This window comes from Sebaldella sp. S0638 (genome assembly GCF_024158605.1).
In the GTDB taxonomy this organism is placed as follows: domain Bacteria; phylum Fusobacteriota; class Fusobacteriia; order Fusobacteriales; family Leptotrichiaceae; genus Sebaldella.
On record NZ_JAMZGM010000033.1, the window covers coordinates 18,718 to 37,334 of the forward strand.

An 18,617-nucleotide genomic window follows, 5' to 3' on the forward strand; every position below is an offset into this window, starting at 1 on the left:
TGTATTATTTAATAATTTCCTTTATTATTCCCCCGCCGATACACTCTTCATTATCATAAAGCACCACTATCTGCCCCAGAGTTACTGATTTTTCCGGTTTATCAAATGTTACCCTGTAAGTGTCTTCATCAGTTTTTGTCACTAAGACCCCTACATCTGTCTGTCTGTATCTGAATTTCGCGGTACATTTCAGAGGAAACTCCCTTTTATTTATAAAATTAAAATTATCAGCTGTCAAAGCTTTTGAATAAAGTCTTTCATGATCTCCGCCCTGAACAACTATCAATTCGTTTCTTTCAAGATCTTTGTCAGCTACAAACCACGGTTCTCCTGATCCGTCTTTTGTATTGCCTATTCCGATTCCTTTTCTCTGACCAATTGTATAGTGCATAAGTCCTACATGATCTCCCAGAATTTTTCCTTCGGGAGTGACTATTTTTCCGGGTTTGGCAGGAAGATACCTGTTCAGAAATTCTGCAAAGTCCCGTTCTCCTATAAAACATATTCCTGTACTGTCTTTTTTCTTTGCTGTTTTCAAATTATGCTTTTCTGCGATTGCTCTTATATCCTTTTTATTATATTCGCCAATAGGAAAAATAACCTTCTCCAGCTGTTCCTGACTCAGCTGGCATAAAAAGTATGTCTGATCTTTATTATCATCAAGACCTCTCAAAAGTCTCACATTTCCGCTCTCTCTGTCAATTCTGGCATAATGTCCTGTTGCTATATAGTCAGCACCTATTTTCATTGCATAATCCAGAAAAGCTTTGAACTTAATTTCCTTATTACACATAACATCCGGATTAGGAGTTCTTCCTGCCCTGTATTCATCCAGAAAATATGTAAATACCCTGTCCCAGTATTCTTTTACAAAGTTTACCGAATAATAAGGAATATCAAGCTGTTCCGCCACGGCTATCACATCTTTGTAATCCTCATCAGCAGGACACACTCCGTTTTCATCTGTTTCATCCCAGTTTTTCATGAATACGCCTATAACTTCATATCCTTGTTCTTTTAATAATATTGCTGCCACTGAAGAGTCTACTCCCCCTGACATTCCTAAAACTACTCTCTTTTTCACATTAATCACCTAAACTATTTTAACAAATATCAGATGTATTTACAACTTTTTACTTTTCAAATTCTTTTATTTGTTGAGTTATTGAATTTTATTTCAGAATAAGATATTATAAAACTATTAGGAATATTATTTTTATACTGGGGTGAAAAATGAGAATAAAAAAACAAATTATAAATAATATAAGAAGAGAAAATCAAAATTTTTCAGCGGTGGTTGATTCCACCAAAACAGAAATAATAGTAAAATTAATAGAAGAATACGAAAAAAGTCTTATTTCCAGATCAGTGGCTAAAAGGATTTTAAATAATCTTGAAAAATTCAAAGAAATCACTTTTGACTATAAAGGTATTGAAAATATAGGTCAAGGCTTTGCTGATAAGATTTAGAGGGTTTTTCAAAATGAAAATCCCGAAGTAATCCTAAACAATATTAATACAAATAAAGAAATAGAATTCATGTTTAACAGGTCTAAAAGAAACAAATAATTCAAATTTTAACTAAAAAAACTTTCTATCCTGAGATAACTCAAATAGAAAGTTTTTTATATATTACTGAATATAATCTTTCATCTCTACACTTTTTATAGTCCCGTCTTCATTTATCAATACAAATATCGGATTAGTCGCACTGTAAAGCACCACTTTCCACTCTCCGTATCCAGACTTGAATATTGCTGTATCTTTTCTGTCTATATCCAGCCCGTATGTTCTTTTTACTTCTTTTATTCCTATCTCCACAATTTGATCTCTTGTATACATGGAAGTCTTTGGAACAGTTACTGTTGTGCATGATATAAACAGCAGCATTATTAAAAATATCAGTTTTTTCATAATTACCTCCATGGATTATTTTTACTGGTAAATATCAGCAATGTCAGCCGACATTTCCTTGTCTATACTATAATTTTGGAATATTTCGGAATTTCTTTCTCCCACCTGCTGTGTGTCAAGTACGATCTCATTCCCGTCCATATCCTCAAATTTCATAAACTCAGCCTTCGATAATTTTACTATTTTGACAAAATCTTTGAAATCTTCATAACTCTTACCGTTTACCTTTGTAATTATCGCATCATAATAATTATTATAACCAATATTTACATCATCTGAAAGCACTCTTACAAGCACTACAAGCTCTTTTTTATCCTGAAAGCCCTGTATGCTGTCTATGTCCTCGGGAAGCTTTATAGGTGAATTATTTATATAAATATCTGTAAGCGGTTCAAAAATCAATCCGCCGTATATAAAATATGTGGGTGGTTCTTCAAATGAGCTGTTTTTTATGAGATCAAAAGGAATTCTATCCTTTGTAAGCTTTACTTCCCCGGTAATTTTCTTTTTGTCCCGCATTATCTCATATCTGAGAAGCTCTCCGAAGTTTTTGCTCTGTACTACATAATTGAAATCTGTTCTTTCATTTTTCCTGAACTCCACTGTTCCGTCATATTCTATTGAGTAATTATCCAGTTTCAAAAGAACATCCCCTTTTTTCAGCATATTTTCTAAAGGTGAATTTTTCTTTATTTTTTTTATTAATATTCCCGTTGATGTATTTTCCACACCAAGCATCTTTCTATGTGACGGACTTTCAAGCTCTGACCATATAATACCAAGTTTCGGCATTCCATCATAATTTCCGTCTTTTATATCATTTAGGAAATGTTCCACTATAGGTGTAGGGATAAAATATCCTATATTATCAGCACCAAGCAGTCCCGAAAAAGCTACTCCCACGACTTTACCTTTGGAAATCACAGGACCTCCGCTGTTTCCCGGATTTATTGCCGCATCTGTCTGACCTATAAGAAATTTTTCTGTTGTCAGTGTATATTTACTATGTTCTATTCTCGATACTATTCCTTCTGTTATACTTAATTTATCGCCGCCCATGGGATAACCGTAAATCGCCACTTTATCACGATTCATCGGAATTCCTGAAAATTTCAGAGGAACAGTCCCGTTAAAAAAACCGGGTTCATCTACTTTTATCAAAGCCAGATCATATTCTTCCGATATGAATTCCACACTGGCTTTGTATTTTTTTGCTTCTCCTTCTTTTCTCACCTGAAGGAACCTGTTGCTCAATACTGCATGTGCATTGGTAATAATTCTGTTTCCATCTACTATAAAACCTGTTGAAGTAGAATTATAGTCAGAACCGTTCTGCCATGGACTTCTGAAATCATACTGCTGATGCGTGGAATATATTTTCACTATAGACGATTTTATTTTATCTGCCCCGTATGACATTTGAAGTAAAACTAAAAAGAATAACATCAAAAAACTTTTTTTCATAATAAATTACACTCCCCATAAGTTTTTTCCCGTCTTTTATAAAATCATACAATAAAATCCGGTATTTAATACCTTTGTCTTATTTCGACTCCGGATTACCCTTCCTCATTTATCAAAAATTTCTTTCCGATTCTTTTTTCAAGTATTTTCAAAAATTTTATTGAATGATTTATATTTAAGTTTAATATATACTCTTTTTTATCATTACTGATTATTTCCAATGCTCTTCCTACTCTTGATGCTGAAATACGTCCTATTGTCAGTGTGGCAGACTTTATTTCAGTCAATTTTATTCTGTGCTTCCCGTATTTCAAAATCTCTCTGTCCAGTGTTATTCTGTATGCCAGAGTTCTTCCCAGTGAAATTACCGCATATAAAATCAGAAGAATAGAAATAACCATTTTTATATTATAATGATTTTTCAAAGAATCTGTAAGTGCAATTCCGCCTAGTACCAAAATCGCCAGAAAAAAGAAACCTGTCCGCAAAAGATATGTATAAGATAAGCCAAAAGAATATTTATCTCTGTCATCAGAAACCTCAGAGTTTTTAAAATCATTTACATAGTTTTTCCAGTTATACATCTTATCACCTGTCCTAAAATTAGAATTAACTGTAAATAAACAGCTGTTGCACACTGCATCTTATCTTATTTTTACTTTGATATTTGGATACTTTTAAAATACAAATATTCTACATTAATTTGTACCCATATTTCAAAATTAATAAGGTAAAACGCTAGAAAGGCCACACTGAAAATGTGGCTGTATCTATAATTATTCTACTACTTTATAAACCGTTTCTCCTTTTTTATGTAAATCAAGCCTGTCCCTTGCAAGACGCTCTATTTTTTCATTTTCCTCTATTTTCTTTATCTCTTCCTCTAGAGTTTTCCTCTTCTTCTCTAACTCGTCTATTTTTATCTGTGCATCGCTGACCTGCCTCTTTAACCCGTTTCTTCTTATGTTAAGCTGTATTCCCTCAATTAATATGTTTAAAACAATAAATAAAAATATTATATTAAAAAATACCTTAAATATGTTCTTTCTCTTTATCATAAAATTCTCAACCTTTATAACTTATTTTTGAATAAAATCAAAATAACTATCTGATAAATATTATATCATATATTCTAATTTTTTATTACAGATAATTTTAAAACCAAGAAACCACCTGCAATAAAAAAGAGAATATCAAAAAATAAATTTCCCATAGTTATCGGCGACGGCATTATTCGTACTGTCGACCCTATGATTATTCCCACAACTGCGGAAATTGTTTCTTCTCTGTACCGCTTAAAAAAGCTGTCCATTATTTTGGACAAAAGTAATATTCCACTTATTGTCCCGAATATGAATATAAATATCGCAAAAATATTAGTTTCTGCAATAAATTTTGATATGTTGCCGTATTCGCCGAATATCAGCAGCAAGAAGCTTACGGATAATCCCGGCAAAATCACTGCCCCCGCCGAAATAAACGAAACCAGAAATAATTTTATTATGTAAAAAATATTACTTAAATCAGGCAGCATATTAAAACTTTTATTTTGAAGTCCTATTATCCAGATTATTATCAATCCTGAAAATCCAAACAGAATGTCTTTTATCCCGACTTTCTGTATTTTCTTATTCAAGATACCTGGTATTGAAAATAGTATCAAACCTAAAAAGAAAAATCTCAATATTTCTTCCTGTGTTTCAAAAAAAACCGCTAAAATTTTGAACGCGGTAAACACACCAAGAATGATTCCCGTGCCAATTTCCATTAACAGCAGAAATCTTCTCCTGAATTCAGGGCTTTTGGTATCTGTTATATTGCTTAAAGCATCTATGAACTGCTCGTACACACCCATCAAAAAAGCTATTGTGCCGCCGGAAACGCCAGGGACAGCACAAGATAGACCGATAAAGAAACCATTTAGTATATTTTCTAAAGCCTTCATTTTTTCCCACTTTCAAAATTTATTTTTTCTATTTCCTTCAAAAAATTTTCCAGGCTGTTAAACTTTTTATATACTGATGCAAATCTTACATAGGCTACCTCATCTAAATCCAATAGATAAGAAAGGGTCATATTCCCTAATTCGCTTGATTTTACCAGACCGCTGTACTTTGTCAGGATATCACGCTCTATTTTTTCAAGTATCTCTTCTACTTTCTCCATGTCTACAGATCTTTTTTCAAGGGCTCTCATTATTCCGTTAAATACTTTTTCCCTTGAATAAAGCTCCACAAAACCGCTTTTTTTCTCCACACGCAGAGAAAGATCACCTATTTTTTCATAGGTTGTAAATCTTTTTTCGCAGTTTTCGCATTCTCTTCTTCTCTTAATTGTAGTTCCATCAAGATGATTACGACTATCAACTACTTTTGTATTATCGCTACCACAAAATGGACATTTCATAAGAACACCTCTTAACTTTCTTCGTTATTTATTATTTCCATGATTTTTTCTGGTGTATCCGCTGCTAAAAGACTGTTTCTGAACTTATCTTCTCTTATTAATCTTGATATTCTTGCTAAAATTTTCAGATATTCCTGATTGCCGTCAAGCGGTGAAAGGAATATAAAGAATATTTTTACAGGTTCCTCATCCATAGATCCATAATTTATTCCCTCTTTGGAAATACCAAAACCTACAAGAAGGTCTGTAACAGCATCAGTCTTAGCATGGGGTATCGCTACGCCTTTTCCTATCCCTGTTGTTCCTAATTCTTCTCTTGCAAAAAGACCGCTTAATGCACGTTCAGGTGCAGTTACTTTATCAGATTCCTGTATTGTTTTCATTAATTCTTTTATTACTTCGTTTTTTGTTTTTGATTTCAAATCCAGATTTATCATATTTTTATCAAGAAAATTTATTATTTTTATATTACTCATATTATTCCCTCCTAAACAAAAAAATTATATTTCAAATTCCTGTTTAAATTATAATTTATATATTTTTCCAGAGAAACTATCATTTCTGTTATTTCATCTATTGTGTATGATCCGCTGTTTATTACCTCTTTAGCAGGATTATTCAGTATATTTTCCAGTTTCTCCCTGCTGTCTTTTTCAGCAAAGTTTAGAATATTTTCATGCTCAAATATTCCCTGTGTAAGTATAATATCCTTTAAAAGATAGAGTATCAGATAACTGAGAAGGATTTCAGTCTTTTTCTCGTCTTCGGAAAGTACATTTATATATTCAAATAAACCTGTAATCTTATTGTAAAACTCTAAATCCTCAGAATTATACTCATAAATCTTATCTATAAGATGAAGCAGATAATAAGAATATTTCAGTTTGAGAAAACTGAGCTGTATTTTTGGGAAAAAAGCCGTAAGTGTAAATGAATTTGAAGAATAATTTGCATTCTTTTCATAAATCAAAAAATCCGTTACAGACATTAATTCTACAGCCAGTTTCTCTCTCCTCTTTGATTTCCTTATTCCGTTTATATAAATATCTATTTTTCCGTATTCTTTTGTAAACACTTTCAGTATAAGATCTGCTTCTTTGGCATTTGTCTTTTTTATTACAATTCCTTCTGTTTTTAATATATCCATAGATTATTTAAAATTTGAAAGATTAAAAGTAATTTTTGTTTTACCGTTTTCAGAAATTTTTACAGTTTTAGGATAAGTATTCCCTCCTGAAGTTGTGTATCCTGAAAAACTTGCCGTGTATTCATCAGTCTCTATAGAAACTAATTTGGAATCGCTGAATACAAACTTGTCTCCGCCTTTAGAAACAGTAGTTTTACCGCTTACAGACTTTAACTTGTTAATTATATTCAGGAAATTTGCCTCGTCACTGTCCACATTCTGTGTAACTGTCTGTTTCAGCGACGGATAGTATATCGTTTTCTGGCTTCCCGAATACGTATAAACTTCTCCTTTATTCACAGACGGTGAATTAATTGTTATTTTTAAAGTCCCGCCGGTATATACCATTGTGTATGACTTTGATTTTCCTGAGCTTGTTGTTTCATTTACATTTACATTAAAACTGCTCAGCTCCCAAAAATCCTTCGAAAATGCTAAAATACTCATAAAAAACATTGTCAGTATTATTTTTTTCATATTGTTTTTCCTCCAAAAGTTAATTTTGGCTCTTATTAATTATTATTTTGCAGAGTCTGTGCCTTTGCTTCTTCTTTTTCCTGCTCTTTTATCTCTTCATGCAGGAGTCTGTTCTGGTCTACCTTGTATACTATCACTTCTCTCAGGTTATAAACATTAAATGACGGCTTTGTACTTATTTCCTTTGTCTTTTTCAAGGCCATCGGATTAACTACATTATATGTCCCTATATAAATATCTTTCGGAAAAATATCGCTTATTCCCGATGTTGTAATTTTGAGCTGTTTTCTTTCTGCTCCGTCTACATCACCGTTATAATTTTCCACAATAAGCTTGTCAGTTCCGGTACCTCTTAGAATTCCAGTTTCCTGTCCGTCTATCAGCACACTCACTTTTGACTTCTTACTCGTGAGAAGCATTACTTCAGAATAATTATCATCTGCTTTGACTATTCTTCCTATAAGTACTCCCTGGCTTAATACGGGCATATCCACATCAAGTCCCTGATCAGTACCTTTATTTATATATATTTTTTCGTTTGCATTGACACTTTCCAGAAGTATTACTTCAGAGATTATATACTTTACGCCTTCTTTCGGTGTCAGCTCCAACAGTTCCCGCAGTCTTATATTCTCAGCTTTTTCCTGCTCGAGTTCTATAAGTTTTAGTCTGAGAATCTGCAGATCCAGGTTGTCTTCTTTGGACTTATTAATAAACCTTTTTACATATAACATATCATTAAAGCTGCTTTTTATATATTCAGAATATACATAAACCTTGGATTTTACCTTAACCAGCTTGAAATTAACAAATTCCCTTGCGCTGTCTCCCAGTCTAAGTATGTTCTGACCCTTGAAAATGAGAAATATAACTAACAAAATAATAAAAAGAACACTTTTTTTTATTCGAAAATTTTTCACATTTCTCTCCTCGATGTTTTTTTAAACTTTTATCAATTATACACTATAATAACAAATTTGTAAATTAATTTTCTCAATAAATCCCGCATTTTTTCGACATTTCAAATATCCTCTTCCCCGTTTTTTTAAAAATCACATTATTTTTTCCATATCAAATAATTATTCATTCTTGTTTTTAGTATTAAAAACAGGCATTTTTCCATATTTAAACACGCGTGATTCCCTTGACAGAGAAAAAAAATTCTATGTATTGAACCTGCTTTGTATTTTGTGATAGAATTTAAATAAAAAAGGAGCGTCTTTGATATGAGCTTACATAAAACTCCCAGTTCAAACAGACTTCATATAGCTATTTTCGGAAAAAGAAATATGGGAAAGTCTTCACTTATAAATGCAGTTACAGGACAAAATCTTGCTATTGTTTCTGAATTTGCAGGCACTACTACGGATCCTGTCTACAAAGCGATGGAAATACTCCCTATAGGACCGGTTACCCTTATTGATACAGCCGGAATAGATGATGAAGGAAGGCTCGGAAAATTACGGGTGGAAAAAACACTGACTATTATCAGAAAAACTGATATTGCTCTTATCATCATAGATTCTGACGGTCTGAGTGATTTTGACAATTCAGTAATAGAACTTTTGAATAAATCCAAAATTCCTTTTATTATTGTTATTAATAAAATCGATTTATCAGGTAATGCCGAAAAAACAATACTCGATCTCAAAAGCAAAAATTATCATTATCTGGAAGTATCTGCCAAAAATAAAACAAATATTGATAAATTGAAAGAAATGATAATAAAATATTCCCCGAAAGAATTCGAGCAGCCGGGAATACTTACAGACCTTATTCAGCCCGGTGACCACATTGTCCTTGTGATTCCCATAGATACGGGAATGCCTAAAGGAAGGCTTATACTGCCTCAGGTACAGGTCATGAGGGATATTCTTGATAATAATGCCGTGTTTACAGCATGCAAAGTGGAAGAACTGGATAATGTGCTGAAGAACTTTGTAAAAAAGCCAAAGCTTGTTATTACTGATTCACAGGCTTTTGAGGAAGTATCTGCCATTGTTCCTGAAGATATTGATCTTACATCATTTTCTATTTTGTTTGCGAGATATAAAGGTGATCTTCCAAAGCTTATTGAAGGGGTAAAGGCTCTGAAAAACCTGAAAGACAACGATAAAGTCCTTATTGCCGAGGCCTGTACGCACCATCAGCAGTGTGATGATATAGGAACCGTGAAGATTCCTCGCTGGATAAAACAGCATATTAACGAAAACATACATTTTGACTTCTGCAACGGACGCGACTATCCCGCTAATCTGAAGGAATATAAGGCTGTTATACACTGCGGCGGATGTATGATTAACAGAAAAGAAATGCTTACAAGGATAGATATCAGTTACGAACAGGGAGTTCCTATAGTAAATTACGGTCTGACAATTGCTTTTGTTAACGGAATTCTCGACAGAGCTGTAAAGTCTTTTAAGGATGCTTTTGATATCTGGATAAGATAATCTGTATTTTATATAAAGAATGTTTTGAGACAGCCGATAAAATACCTGCCTTAAAACATTTTTTATTTCTAAAAATTTCAATTATTATTTATTTGCTCAAAAAAAATATCCATACCAAAACTAGAAATTTTGATACAGATATTCTGAATAATTTTTTAAAATAAGTAATTATAATTATCAATTATTACCTTTGCGAGTTTTTCTTCATTATGACGTACATACTCTCCCCTGAAATTAAGAAAGTTTCCTTGTATAATCTTTATCTTCATTTTCTCAAGCTCATTTCTCTGCTCTTTATTCAAATAAAGCGACTCGGCATTTCGTTTTGCATATTTCTCTACAAGGTAATCAGGTATTTTTTCTTTGTTTACTATTACCAAATCTACGACTTTTCTGTTATTACAGTGGTTGAATATAGCTTTCACATGATCGACTATATTTAGACCGTCTGTTTCGCCTTCCTGTGTCATTACATTAGCAATGTACATTTTCTTTGCTTTCGATTTTGCAATTGTCTCGCTTACTCTGTCAGTAAGCAGGTTTGGTATTATACTTGTATAAAGACTCCCCGGCCCTATGACTATGAGGTCTGCCTTTCCCAGCGCAGCTATAACATCTTCATACGGCTCCACATTCTCAGGCTGTAGATGTATTTTTTTTATTTTGCTTTTAGTTTCCAGTACCACAGGTGCAATTTTGGATTCTCCCGTTACTGTCTGACCGTTTTCAAGCTCTGCCACTATATTTACATCCTCAAGGGTAACAGGTAATACGCGTCCTTTTACTGCAAGTATATTCGAGATTTTCGTAACAGCAAGCTCAAAGTCTTCGTATGTTCCGTTTAATGCCGCAAGAAAAAGGTTTCCAAAACTCTGGTCTTTAAGACTTCCCTCTTTGAATCTGTACTGCATTATTTTCTGCATTTCAGGTTCTGCATTGGAAAGAGCTATTATACAGTTTCTTATATCCCCGGGAGGAAGCATTCCCATTTCTTCCCTGAGTATTCCCGAACTGCCGCCGTCATCTGCCATAGTCACTATTGCAGTGATATTATCAGTGTACTGTTTTAATCCCCGAAGCAGCATTGACTGCCCTGTTCCGCCGCCTACTACTACAATTCTGGGCCCTTTCTTATTTTTCTTCAGCCTTCTGTTTTGTCTGTATATATAATACAACGTCATTATATTTGCCAGTAATACTATGATTATCAATACTTCTAAAGTAATAGACATCTTTAATCTCACCTCTGAACATTATTTGCCTTTTGATACGCTTAAAAAATTATATCATATTCTCAGCCTAATCACTAACAAATTTCCCAAAAACAGCTATTTTCTAAATTTGTCCAGCAAATCTAAAAGTTCTTTTTTCTCTTTTTCAGAATATTTTTTGAATATTTCTCCAATATTTTCAAGATGATACGGAAAAATTCTGCTGATAATGTCTTTTCCTTTATCTGTAAGAGATATCATATACTTTCTCTGATCTTCTTTTGATTTTTCCTTTTTTATATATCCGTCTTTTCTCAGATTTTCTATTACTACTGTCATATTACCGCTTGTGGATAAAGTTTTCTCTATTATGTCATTAATGCATAAGTCCCCTTTATGATAGAGTATCTCCAAAACACCGAACTGCGGCATAGTCAGTCCGTATTCACTTATAAGTCTGGTCTGCTTTCTGTTAACAGCCTGCATTGTTCTGCTGAGGGCTATTATCATTCTCAGATCCAGCTGTTCTTCTTCATTATACATAAATTTCTCCCTGCCAGTGTTTCCCTGAAACATTGTATCTCACTAATTATTAGTTATAAACACTATTTACTAAATTTTTTATATTTTAAAAATACCACTAATTAGTGACAAAGTCAAGAATTAATTTACTTACCTTTTTAGGTATTCTGTAATTAATTTCATTGATTTTATTCAGTAAATAAATTATAATTCATTAAATAGTAAATTACAAAAATATACTTAATGAAAGTTTTATAAAGAAATATACCCTTATTTTCCATGCTATAGTTGTTATTCATTTTTTAAAACTAAAGAAATAAAATTAGAAAATACGACCTTACGATTATCAAAAATAAATCTGTTTCTTATATACTTCATTTAGAATTTTTCATTTTTTGGGAGGTTTTATGAATAAAAATATTAATTTTTTTTATACTGTAGTTCTTACTCTTTCACTTATGGTGATTGATTTTTTAAACTCATTTTTCGGTTTTTGCCTTATTATTTCTAGTTCAGGACTCAAAATACTTGTTTTCCCACTTTTTATTATTTCTTTTTTTCTTCACTTTAACATATTCTTATTTTATTTGAGTTCAAAAAAGTCATATTTATACTCTTTTGTAATTTTCCTTGCAGTCAACATTGTTATAATACTTTTTTGTTTTGGAAAAGCACTTGATTTTATCACAAGATTTTGATAGGTGGGTTATGAAAAGGATTTTTATTATTTTATTTACTGTTATTCTGGTATTATTTATACTTTTGACAACTTTTATTAAATTATTTCTTGGAATTGGACTTTTCTATCTTGATTATCTGCCCCTTTTTATTTTAGTACTTATTAGCGTGGTATTTGATTTTATATCATTATTTTTATTGTTGAAAATAAGAAAATTAACAACCGTTATTTTATTTTTTCTTTCTCTGTGCATTAATATTTTTGTTTTGTATTGGTTATTTGATCTTTTGGCTGCTTTCGCAGTTTTAAGTTAAAAAATCCGCCCATTACAGGCGGATTTAAAATTATTTATTCTATTTAATGTGTTCCTTTTTTATTATGGTCTTTCAATTTTTCTTTATGCTGTCTAACTTTACGCTCCAATACATCGGTCGCTTTATCAATTGCCGCATACAAATCTTTGTCTTCCATTTCCACTTTTAATTTTAGTCCGTTTCCGAACAATAGTACATCTGCTTTATGGATCTCCCCTTCCACTTTACTTTTTTCCACCGACAGAGTAACGTTAATTTCCATAATATGTTCAAAATACTTGTTTACTCTTCCGATTTTTTCCTCAGCATACTTTTTGATAGGTTCAGTAACCTCAAGGCGTCTTCCACTGATTATTATATTCATGTAACCACTTCCTCCCTGCGTATTCTACTTATATTATAACCTTATTAACGAAAAAGTCAACTTATAACTTTTCCAATTTTCCTTTTTTTATTTCGAATCTTTCCTTTGTAATACCCGCCAGCTCCAAACTATGTGTAACTATAATAATTGCCTGTCCTTTTTCTTTATTTATCTTAAAAAAAAGATCATGTATCGTCTGACTAGTATCCACATCAAGGTTTCCTGTAGGCTCATCTGCGAGTATTACCGCGGGATCATTTATCATTGCTCTTGCTATTGCCACCCTTTGCTTTTCCCCTCCTGAAAGCTCAGAAGGCTTATGTATGAGTCTGCCGCCGAGACCTACCATATTCAGATATTCCTCTGCTTTTTTTCTCACAGTCTCCTTATTTGCACTTTTATTTACCAGTGCAGGAAGCATCACATTCTCCAAAGCCGAAAACTCCGGAAGCAGATAATGAAACTGAAATACAAATCCTATTTTTTCATTTCTCAGAGTATTTTTAAGACTTTCTTTTTTGAAATCTACATTTACTCCATCATAGATAACTTCTCCCTCAGTAGGTGAATCAAGAAGTCCCAAAATATTCAAAAGCGTTGTTTTTCCGCTTCCCGACTTCCCCTGTATAGAGATAAAATCTCCTGTATCCAGTTCCAGATTGATATTTTTCAGGATCTCCAGTTTTTCTACTTTTGTTTCATATGTTTTACTTATATTTTTTAAATCTAAAATTCTACTCATGTTTTAACGCCTCCACCGGGTTTAGTTTTGAAGCTCTGTAAGAAGGATAAAGTGTCGATAAATACACTATTATAATTGTTACCAGATAAATAAGCCCTATTTCCTTAAGTGTTATGGAAAGCGGAAGTTTATCAAGGTAATAAGTGTTTGACACCACTTTATTAAAAAGCTTATCCAATACAAACAACACCAGAGGCACCATTGCAAATGTGGAAATAATACCGCAGACCCCGATTATTATACCTTCTATAGTAAAAATCTTTTTTATCATTTTTCCGCTGTAACCTATAGAACGTAATATACCAATATCTCTTATTTTTTCTCTTACTACCATGTTCAATATTACAGAAACCGCAAAACACGCTATTATCACAATAAGCAGCAGCAATGACACAAGTACGAATTTCTCAAATTTCACCGCATTAAGCAGCTGCTGATTCTGTTCACCCCATGTATTTACCTGATAATTAAAGCCTAATTTTTCTATTTTCTGCTTTACAGATTCCGCATCTTTAGGGTTATTCAGCATAACGTCTATTTCGGAAATAACTTCTCCTCTTTCCTGTAATATCTGCATAGTCTGTAATGGTATTATCAGAAGATTTCTGTCATATTCATAATAGCCGGTTTTGAATATCCCGCTTATCTTAAATCTTACTTCTTTATTTTCAGTAGTAAGAACTTTTATCTCGTCCCCTACTTTAAGCCCGCCGAATTCATAGGCCATTTCTTCACCTATTATTGCTGAATTCAGTTCAGGAAGAGATTTTTCCCCGGACACCATTTTCAGATCTATAGTCTTTTCCAAATCTTCATTAGGCATCCCGTTAGCTAAAACTCCCTTTGCATATTCATCGGTTTTTACGATGGCCTGTGCCGCATATTTAGGAATTACACCTTTTACTCCGTTTATTTCTTCTATTTTTTTCTTAACATCCATATAATCCTCAGCAACATCACCGTTTCCCTTAGTCAGAATAATATGGGGGTTCAAGGTAAGCAGGGATTTCAGCATATTCTTTTCCAGACCATTTGAAACGGTCAGCGAAACCATAAGCACTGTTACTGATATTGCTACACCCAGTATGGAAAATATACTTTGAAATTTTCTCTCCTTTAAGTGTCTGACCGCTATAAATAACTCTACCATCTATTTCTCTCCTCTGTTTGTTTTAAAAATAATATTTTTTTCTGTTTCCTTTTCAGCATCTTTCATTAAATCATAAAGACCTCTGAAAAACTCGTTTTTGTTTTTATTAAAATTTACAAACGAAATCATAAGGGGGAAACCAAGCTCCCCGCTAGTCAGAATATCCCACAATGCATCAAGATTATCCCCGAAATATTCCGGAACTTCACATTTTTTTCTTAACTGCAGATAAAAATCTTTTCTGCTGCTTATATTTTTAAAATCAATAATTATATTATTCATATCCAAACCTGCACTCCTGTTAGGCTATTTTACCTCTTCAAAATTTTTGTAATGATCATGGGTTACAAATATCAAACCGTCATTTGAAAAAACAACTCTCCGGGCATTTCTTCTCCCGCATTCATAGTTTATATCTGCCTCATACCAGACTCTGCCTTTTTTTACTGGAAGAGTTTTTTCCCTGTTCGTAAATATATCTCCGCCTATTGCCCTTCCCGGAAGAACTTCACATAAGTTCCCCTCTTTGGCAACCCAGCCGTCTCTCTGTGCTTCCTTTTTTGTTATGTAATAATCAGGAAGCTTTCCGTTTTCTTTCAGATAGTCTGTTACTTTTTTTTCTTCTGTTAGTGTATCTATAGCACTTCCGCTGTTATTTTCCTGTTTATTGTTTCTTTTTGTATCTTTAACTGTTTCATTCTCCTTTTTTGTATTTTCCACTGCTGCTGTAGTTTCATTCTTTTGAGTTTCTTTAATATTATTTTTTTCAGTGCCGGCATTTTCACTCTGCTCTGTGACTGCTGCCTTTATTTCCGATACATCATTTCTCAGATCCCAAAAATAAAAACAGCCTATAAATAAAAGAAGCAGCGCACTTATGGCTAAAATCAACTTTTTCATATTATCTCCCTGTGTAATAAATTTCGTATTATGCCTGAAAATATTACATTCAGACATATATTCCGAATTCTGCTGTTTCTTCCCGCATTATTGGAATATTAACATTTAAATATTATAAATTATAATATATTCAGAAGGAATTGTCCAATTTTTATACTGTGAATTCTGTGTGTTCCACCTTATTTTTTTATACAAAAAAAACTGCAGAACTTTTAAGCCCACAGTTTTTGAATACTATTCTAATATTTTTTACTATTTTGCAACTTTATCAGCTAATTTTTTTCCAACTTTGAATTTTACTACTTTTTTAGCAGCAATTTTGATTTCTTTTCCTGTTTGTGGGTTTCTTCCTTTTCTAGCAGCTCTTTTTTGAACTCCAAAAGTTCCCCATCCTACGAATTGTACAGGATTACCTTTTACTAATGATTTTTCTACAGTTTCTAAGAAAGCATTTACTAATTCCTCAGATCTCTTTTTAGTTTCACCTGTTGATTTTGCGTAAGCTTCAATAAATTCTTTTTTTGACATTTTTTTTCCTCCTTAATAAACAAATATAATATCACTACTATTTTAGCCATTTTTCAGATTTTGTCAAGTTTTTTTATCATTTTTACTTTTATTTATTATATCTGTGATTAATTGTCACTATGTCAATTCCAATATTAACAATATTTTTATTAAATTTAACTTTTTAAATTTTTTTTTCTTTTTTCATAGTCTTTGTACTTGTCATCAATTCTATTCTATATATTTAATTTAAGTTCCTCCTCTTAATAATTAATAAAACTTATACTTTAATACGCTTTATTTATACATTATTTTTTTATATAACACATGTTTTGTATTTTCTGTATAACCCAGATTTATCAATATCAAAAAATTAATATATAATTTATTTGACTTACCCATATAAATTATATATAATAACTCAAATATACAAAATTTTGAAGCCATATAAGCCGGTAATATGGTCCGGTGTTTCTATAGCTGACCTGAAATCAGCTGCTATGGGTGAAACTAAATTGTTTTTTTTAGCTTACACTCTTAAGAATTGATTAGAATTTAAGTGTAAGTTTTTTTATATATACGAAAGGAGAAATTAAATGAAAAAGAAAATTTTGATTGTTGACTTCGGTTCTCAGTATAGTCAGCTGATTGCCAGAAGAATCAGAGAAATGGAAGTTTACTGTGAAATCGTACATCATTCGCAGATTCTTAAACAAATATCAGAAGAAAAAGACTTTATCATGGGTGTTATACTATCCGGCGGTCCTGAATCTGTCTATGAGGAGAATTCTCCAAGCGTAGAAAAAGAACTATTCTCAGCTGGTCTTCCTGTTCTCGGTATTTGTTACGGAATGCAGCTTATCGCACATCTAAACGGAGGTTCGGTAGAAAAGGCAGAAACTAAAGAATTCGGAAAAGCATCACTGGAAATTACGGATGAAAAAAATCCTTTATTTCAAAATGTAAAACAGAATTCACAAATCTGGATGAGCCATGGAGACCATATTACGAAGCTTCCTGACGGATTTTGGGAAATAGCCAAGACTTCTTCATGCACAGCTGCAATAATGAATGATAACAATATTTATGCACTCCAATTTCACCCTGAAGTGTCACATTCAATTTTTGGAAAAGAAATTTTAGAAAATTTTATTTTTAACATTTGTAAATGTGAAAAAAACTGGATAATAAAGAGTTTCATAGAAGAAGAAACAGAAAAAATAAAACAGACTGTAAAAGACGACAAAGTAATACTTGGATTATCCGGCGGTGTTGATTCATCTGTTGCCGCAGTCCTGATTAATAATGCCATCGGACGTCAGCTTACGTGCATTTTTGTGGATACGGGACTCCTTAGAAAAGATGAGGCCAGAAAGGTTCTGGAATATTATCAGGAACATTTCGATCTTGACATTAAGTTTGTAGATGCTAAAAATAGATTTTTTGAGAAATTAAAGGGCGCAGACGAGCCTGAACAAAAGAGAAAAATAATCGGTCATGAATTCATAGAGATTTTCAACGAAGAGACATATAAGCTGAAAGGCGCTAAGTTCCTTGCACAAGGTACTATTTATCCTGACGTAATAGAATCACAGTCTATAAAAGGACCGTCTCATACTATAAAATCTCATCATAATGTGGGAGGACTTCCTGAAGACCTTGCTTTTGAGCTTTTAGAGCCTCTGAAAGAGCTTTTTAAAGATGAAGTAAGAAAAGTAGGAACTGAACTCGGGCTTCCTCATTTTGTGGTAAACAGACATCCTTTTCCGGGACCGGGTCTTGGAATAAGAGTCGTTGGTGAAGTAACAGAAGAAAAGGTAAAAATACTTCAGGAAGCTGATGATATTTTTATTGAAGAACTTATTGCAAAAGATTATTACGGAAAAGTAAGCCAGGCATTTGTTGCCCTTCTTCCTGTGAAGTCTGTAGGTGTAATGGGCGATCAGAGAACTTACGAATATACAGCAGTTGTCAGATCTGTTAATACTACTGATTTTATGACAGCTACATGGTCTAAGCTTCCTTATGAATTTTTGGAAAATGTTTCAAATAAAATAATTAATAAAGTAAACGGAATTAACAGAGTAGTTTATGATATTTCATCTAAACCGCCTGCGACAATTGAATGGGAATAATATAAATATCAGATCAGAAGGAGTCCGCAGGGCTGCCTTCTGATTATTTAAAATCGGATAAATCGGGATTTCACGAACTGTTACAGTACGTCAAATCAAAGTAAAAAAATACTATATTCTAGACCAGTTATAAAATGTCAAGGAAAAAAAGAAGAATTTTTAAATAAAAAAATGAGTATCACAAAATAGACAGCAA

22 protein-coding genes and 1 riboswitch are annotated in these 18,617 nt (G+C 32.6%); of the genes, 3 read left to right on the forward strand and 19 right to left on the reverse strand.

The genetic code is table 11. From position 1 onward, the window contains the following. Positions 1-4: 4 nt before the first annotated feature. Entirely contained in the window at positions 5-1,084 is a 1,080-nt protein-coding gene (gene mnmA, locus NK213_RS10380; protein ID WP_371926411.1) for a tRNA 2-thiouridine(34) synthase MnmA, read from the reverse strand. 149 nt (positions 1,085-1,233) lie between these two features. Here mnmA and NK213_RS10385 point away from each other — a divergent pair, with 149 nt between their 5' ends. Beyond that, positions 1,234-1,470 carry an STAS-like domain-containing protein gene (locus NK213_RS10385; RefSeq protein ID WP_253348890.1) on the forward strand — a complete coding sequence of 79 codons (237 nt, stop codon included), beginning with the start codon at positions 1,234-1,236 and terminating at the stop codon, positions 1,468-1,470. 162 nt (positions 1,471-1,632) lie between these two features. On the opposite strand, the gene NK213_RS10390 is transcribed toward NK213_RS10385, so the two are convergent. From NK213_RS10390 to mreC, 10 genes are all read right to left on the reverse strand, one after another. Next, a complete protein-coding gene (locus NK213_RS10390) occupies positions 1,633-1,914 on the reverse strand; it encodes a hypothetical protein (RefSeq protein WP_253348891.1) in 282 nt (93 codons plus the stop codon). 21 nt (positions 1,915-1,935) lie between these two features. Beyond that, the gene (locus tag NK213_RS10395) at positions 1,936-3,378 is read right to left on the reverse strand and encodes a serine protease (protein WP_253348892.1); all 1,443 of its coding nucleotides are present in this window, start codon (positions 3,376-3,378) and stop codon (positions 1,936-1,938) included. 95 nt (positions 3,379-3,473) lie between these two features. After that, positions 3,474-3,962 carry a hypothetical protein gene (locus NK213_RS10400; RefSeq protein ID WP_253348893.1) on the reverse strand — a complete coding sequence of 163 codons (489 nt, stop codon included), beginning with the start codon at positions 3,960-3,962 and terminating at the stop codon, positions 3,474-3,476. Positions 3,963-4,154: 192 nt separating this feature from the next. Further along, complete coding sequence (locus NK213_RS10405) at positions 4,155-4,436, reverse strand: septum formation initiator family protein (RefSeq protein WP_253348894.1); 282 nt, start codon at positions 4,434-4,436, stop codon at positions 4,155-4,157. 74 nt (positions 4,437-4,510) lie between these two features. Next, positions 4,511-5,323, reverse strand: a complete 813-nt coding sequence (locus tag NK213_RS10410; RefSeq protein ID WP_253348895.1) for a DUF368 domain-containing protein — start codon at positions 5,321-5,323, stop codon at positions 4,511-4,513. After that, on the reverse strand, positions 5,320-5,784 hold the full coding sequence (gene nrdR / locus NK213_RS10415; RefSeq protein WP_253348896.1) for a transcriptional regulator NrdR: 465 nt from the start codon (positions 5,782-5,784) through the stop codon (positions 5,320-5,322). The genes NK213_RS10410 and nrdR overlap by 4 nt, the downstream gene beginning before the upstream one ends. A gap of 11 nt (positions 5,785-5,795) precedes the next feature. Continuing rightward, entirely contained in the window at positions 5,796-6,260 is a 465-nt protein-coding gene (locus tag NK213_RS10420; protein ID WP_253348897.1) for a PTS sugar transporter subunit IIA, read from the reverse strand. Positions 6,261-6,271: 11 nt separating this feature from the next. Continuing rightward, positions 6,272-6,931, reverse strand: a complete 660-nt coding sequence (gene recO / locus NK213_RS10425; protein ID WP_253348898.1) for a DNA repair protein RecO — start codon at positions 6,929-6,931, stop codon at positions 6,272-6,274. Positions 6,932-6,934: 3 nt separating this feature from the next. Further along, positions 6,935-7,447 (reverse strand): hypothetical protein, encoded by a 513-nt coding sequence (locus NK213_RS10430; protein WP_253348899.1) that lies wholly within the window; start codon positions 7,445-7,447, stop codon positions 6,935-6,937. 35 nt (positions 7,448-7,482) lie between these two features. Beyond that, positions 7,483-8,367, reverse strand: coding sequence for a rod shape-determining protein MreC (gene mreC, locus NK213_RS10435; protein WP_253348900.1), 885 nt, complete (start codon positions 8,365-8,367; stop codon positions 7,483-7,485). Positions 8,368-8,673: 306 nt separating this feature from the next. Between mreC and hydF the strand changes: the two genes are divergently transcribed. Further along, on the forward strand, positions 8,674-9,897 hold the full coding sequence (gene hydF / locus NK213_RS10440) for a [FeFe] hydrogenase H-cluster maturation GTPase HydF (RefSeq protein WP_253348901.1): 1,224 nt from the start codon (positions 8,674-8,676) through the stop codon (positions 9,895-9,897). A gap of 155 nt (positions 9,898-10,052) precedes the next feature. Here the strand turns inward: hydF and yvcK are convergent, their stop codons facing one another. The 8 genes from yvcK to NK213_RS10480 all read right to left on the reverse strand — a co-directional run bounded on the left by yvcK (position 10,053) and on the right by NK213_RS10480 (position 16,307). After that, positions 10,053-11,129, reverse strand: a complete 1,077-nt coding sequence (yvcK, locus tag NK213_RS10445) for a gluconeogenesis factor YvcK family protein (protein WP_253348902.1) — start codon at positions 11,127-11,129, stop codon at positions 10,053-10,055. A gap of 96 nt (positions 11,130-11,225) precedes the next feature. Then, the gene (locus NK213_RS10450) at positions 11,226-11,651 is read right to left on the reverse strand and encodes a MarR family winged helix-turn-helix transcriptional regulator (RefSeq protein WP_253348903.1); all 426 of its coding nucleotides are present in this window, start codon (positions 11,649-11,651) and stop codon (positions 11,226-11,228) included. Between the two features lie 1,015 nt (positions 11,652-12,666). Beyond that, positions 12,667-12,987: a ribosome hibernation-promoting factor, HPF/YfiA family gene (gene hpf / locus NK213_RS10455; RefSeq protein ID WP_253348904.1), complete on the reverse strand. Its 321-nt coding sequence runs from the start codon at positions 12,985-12,987 to the stop codon at positions 12,667-12,669. Positions 12,988-13,048: 61 nt separating this feature from the next. Then, positions 13,049-13,729: an ABC transporter ATP-binding protein gene (locus NK213_RS10460; RefSeq protein WP_253348905.1), complete on the reverse strand. Its 681-nt coding sequence runs from the start codon at positions 13,727-13,729 to the stop codon at positions 13,049-13,051. Then, a complete protein-coding gene (locus tag NK213_RS10465) occupies positions 13,722-14,879 on the reverse strand; it encodes an ABC transporter permease (RefSeq protein ID WP_253348906.1) in 1,158 nt (385 codons plus the stop codon). Before NK213_RS10465 ends, NK213_RS10460 begins: the two co-directional genes overlap by 8 nt. Then, positions 14,880-15,161, reverse strand: a complete 282-nt coding sequence (locus tag NK213_RS10470; protein ID WP_253348907.1) for a barstar family protein — start codon at positions 15,159-15,161, stop codon at positions 14,880-14,882. A 24-nt stretch (positions 15,162-15,185) separates the two neighbouring features. Further along, positions 15,186-15,779, reverse strand: a complete 594-nt coding sequence (locus NK213_RS10475) for a ribonuclease domain-containing protein (protein ID WP_253348908.1) — start codon at positions 15,777-15,779, stop codon at positions 15,186-15,188. Between the two features lie 252 nt (positions 15,780-16,031). Next, positions 16,032-16,307 carry an HU family DNA-binding protein gene (locus tag NK213_RS10480; protein WP_253348909.1) on the reverse strand — a complete coding sequence of 92 codons (276 nt, stop codon included), beginning with the start codon at positions 16,305-16,307 and terminating at the stop codon, positions 16,032-16,034. Positions 16,308-16,709: 402 nt separating this feature from the next. Next, a riboswitch (purine riboswitch) is annotated at positions 16,710-16,807 on the forward strand. Between the two features lie 75 nt (positions 16,808-16,882). Between NK213_RS10480 and guaA the strand changes: the two genes are divergently transcribed. Beyond that, the gene (gene guaA / locus NK213_RS10485) at positions 16,883-18,421 is read left to right on the forward strand and encodes a glutamine-hydrolyzing GMP synthase (protein ID WP_253348910.1); all 1,539 of its coding nucleotides are present in this window, start codon (positions 16,883-16,885) and stop codon (positions 18,419-18,421) included. Positions 18,422-18,617: the final 196 nt, after the last annotated feature.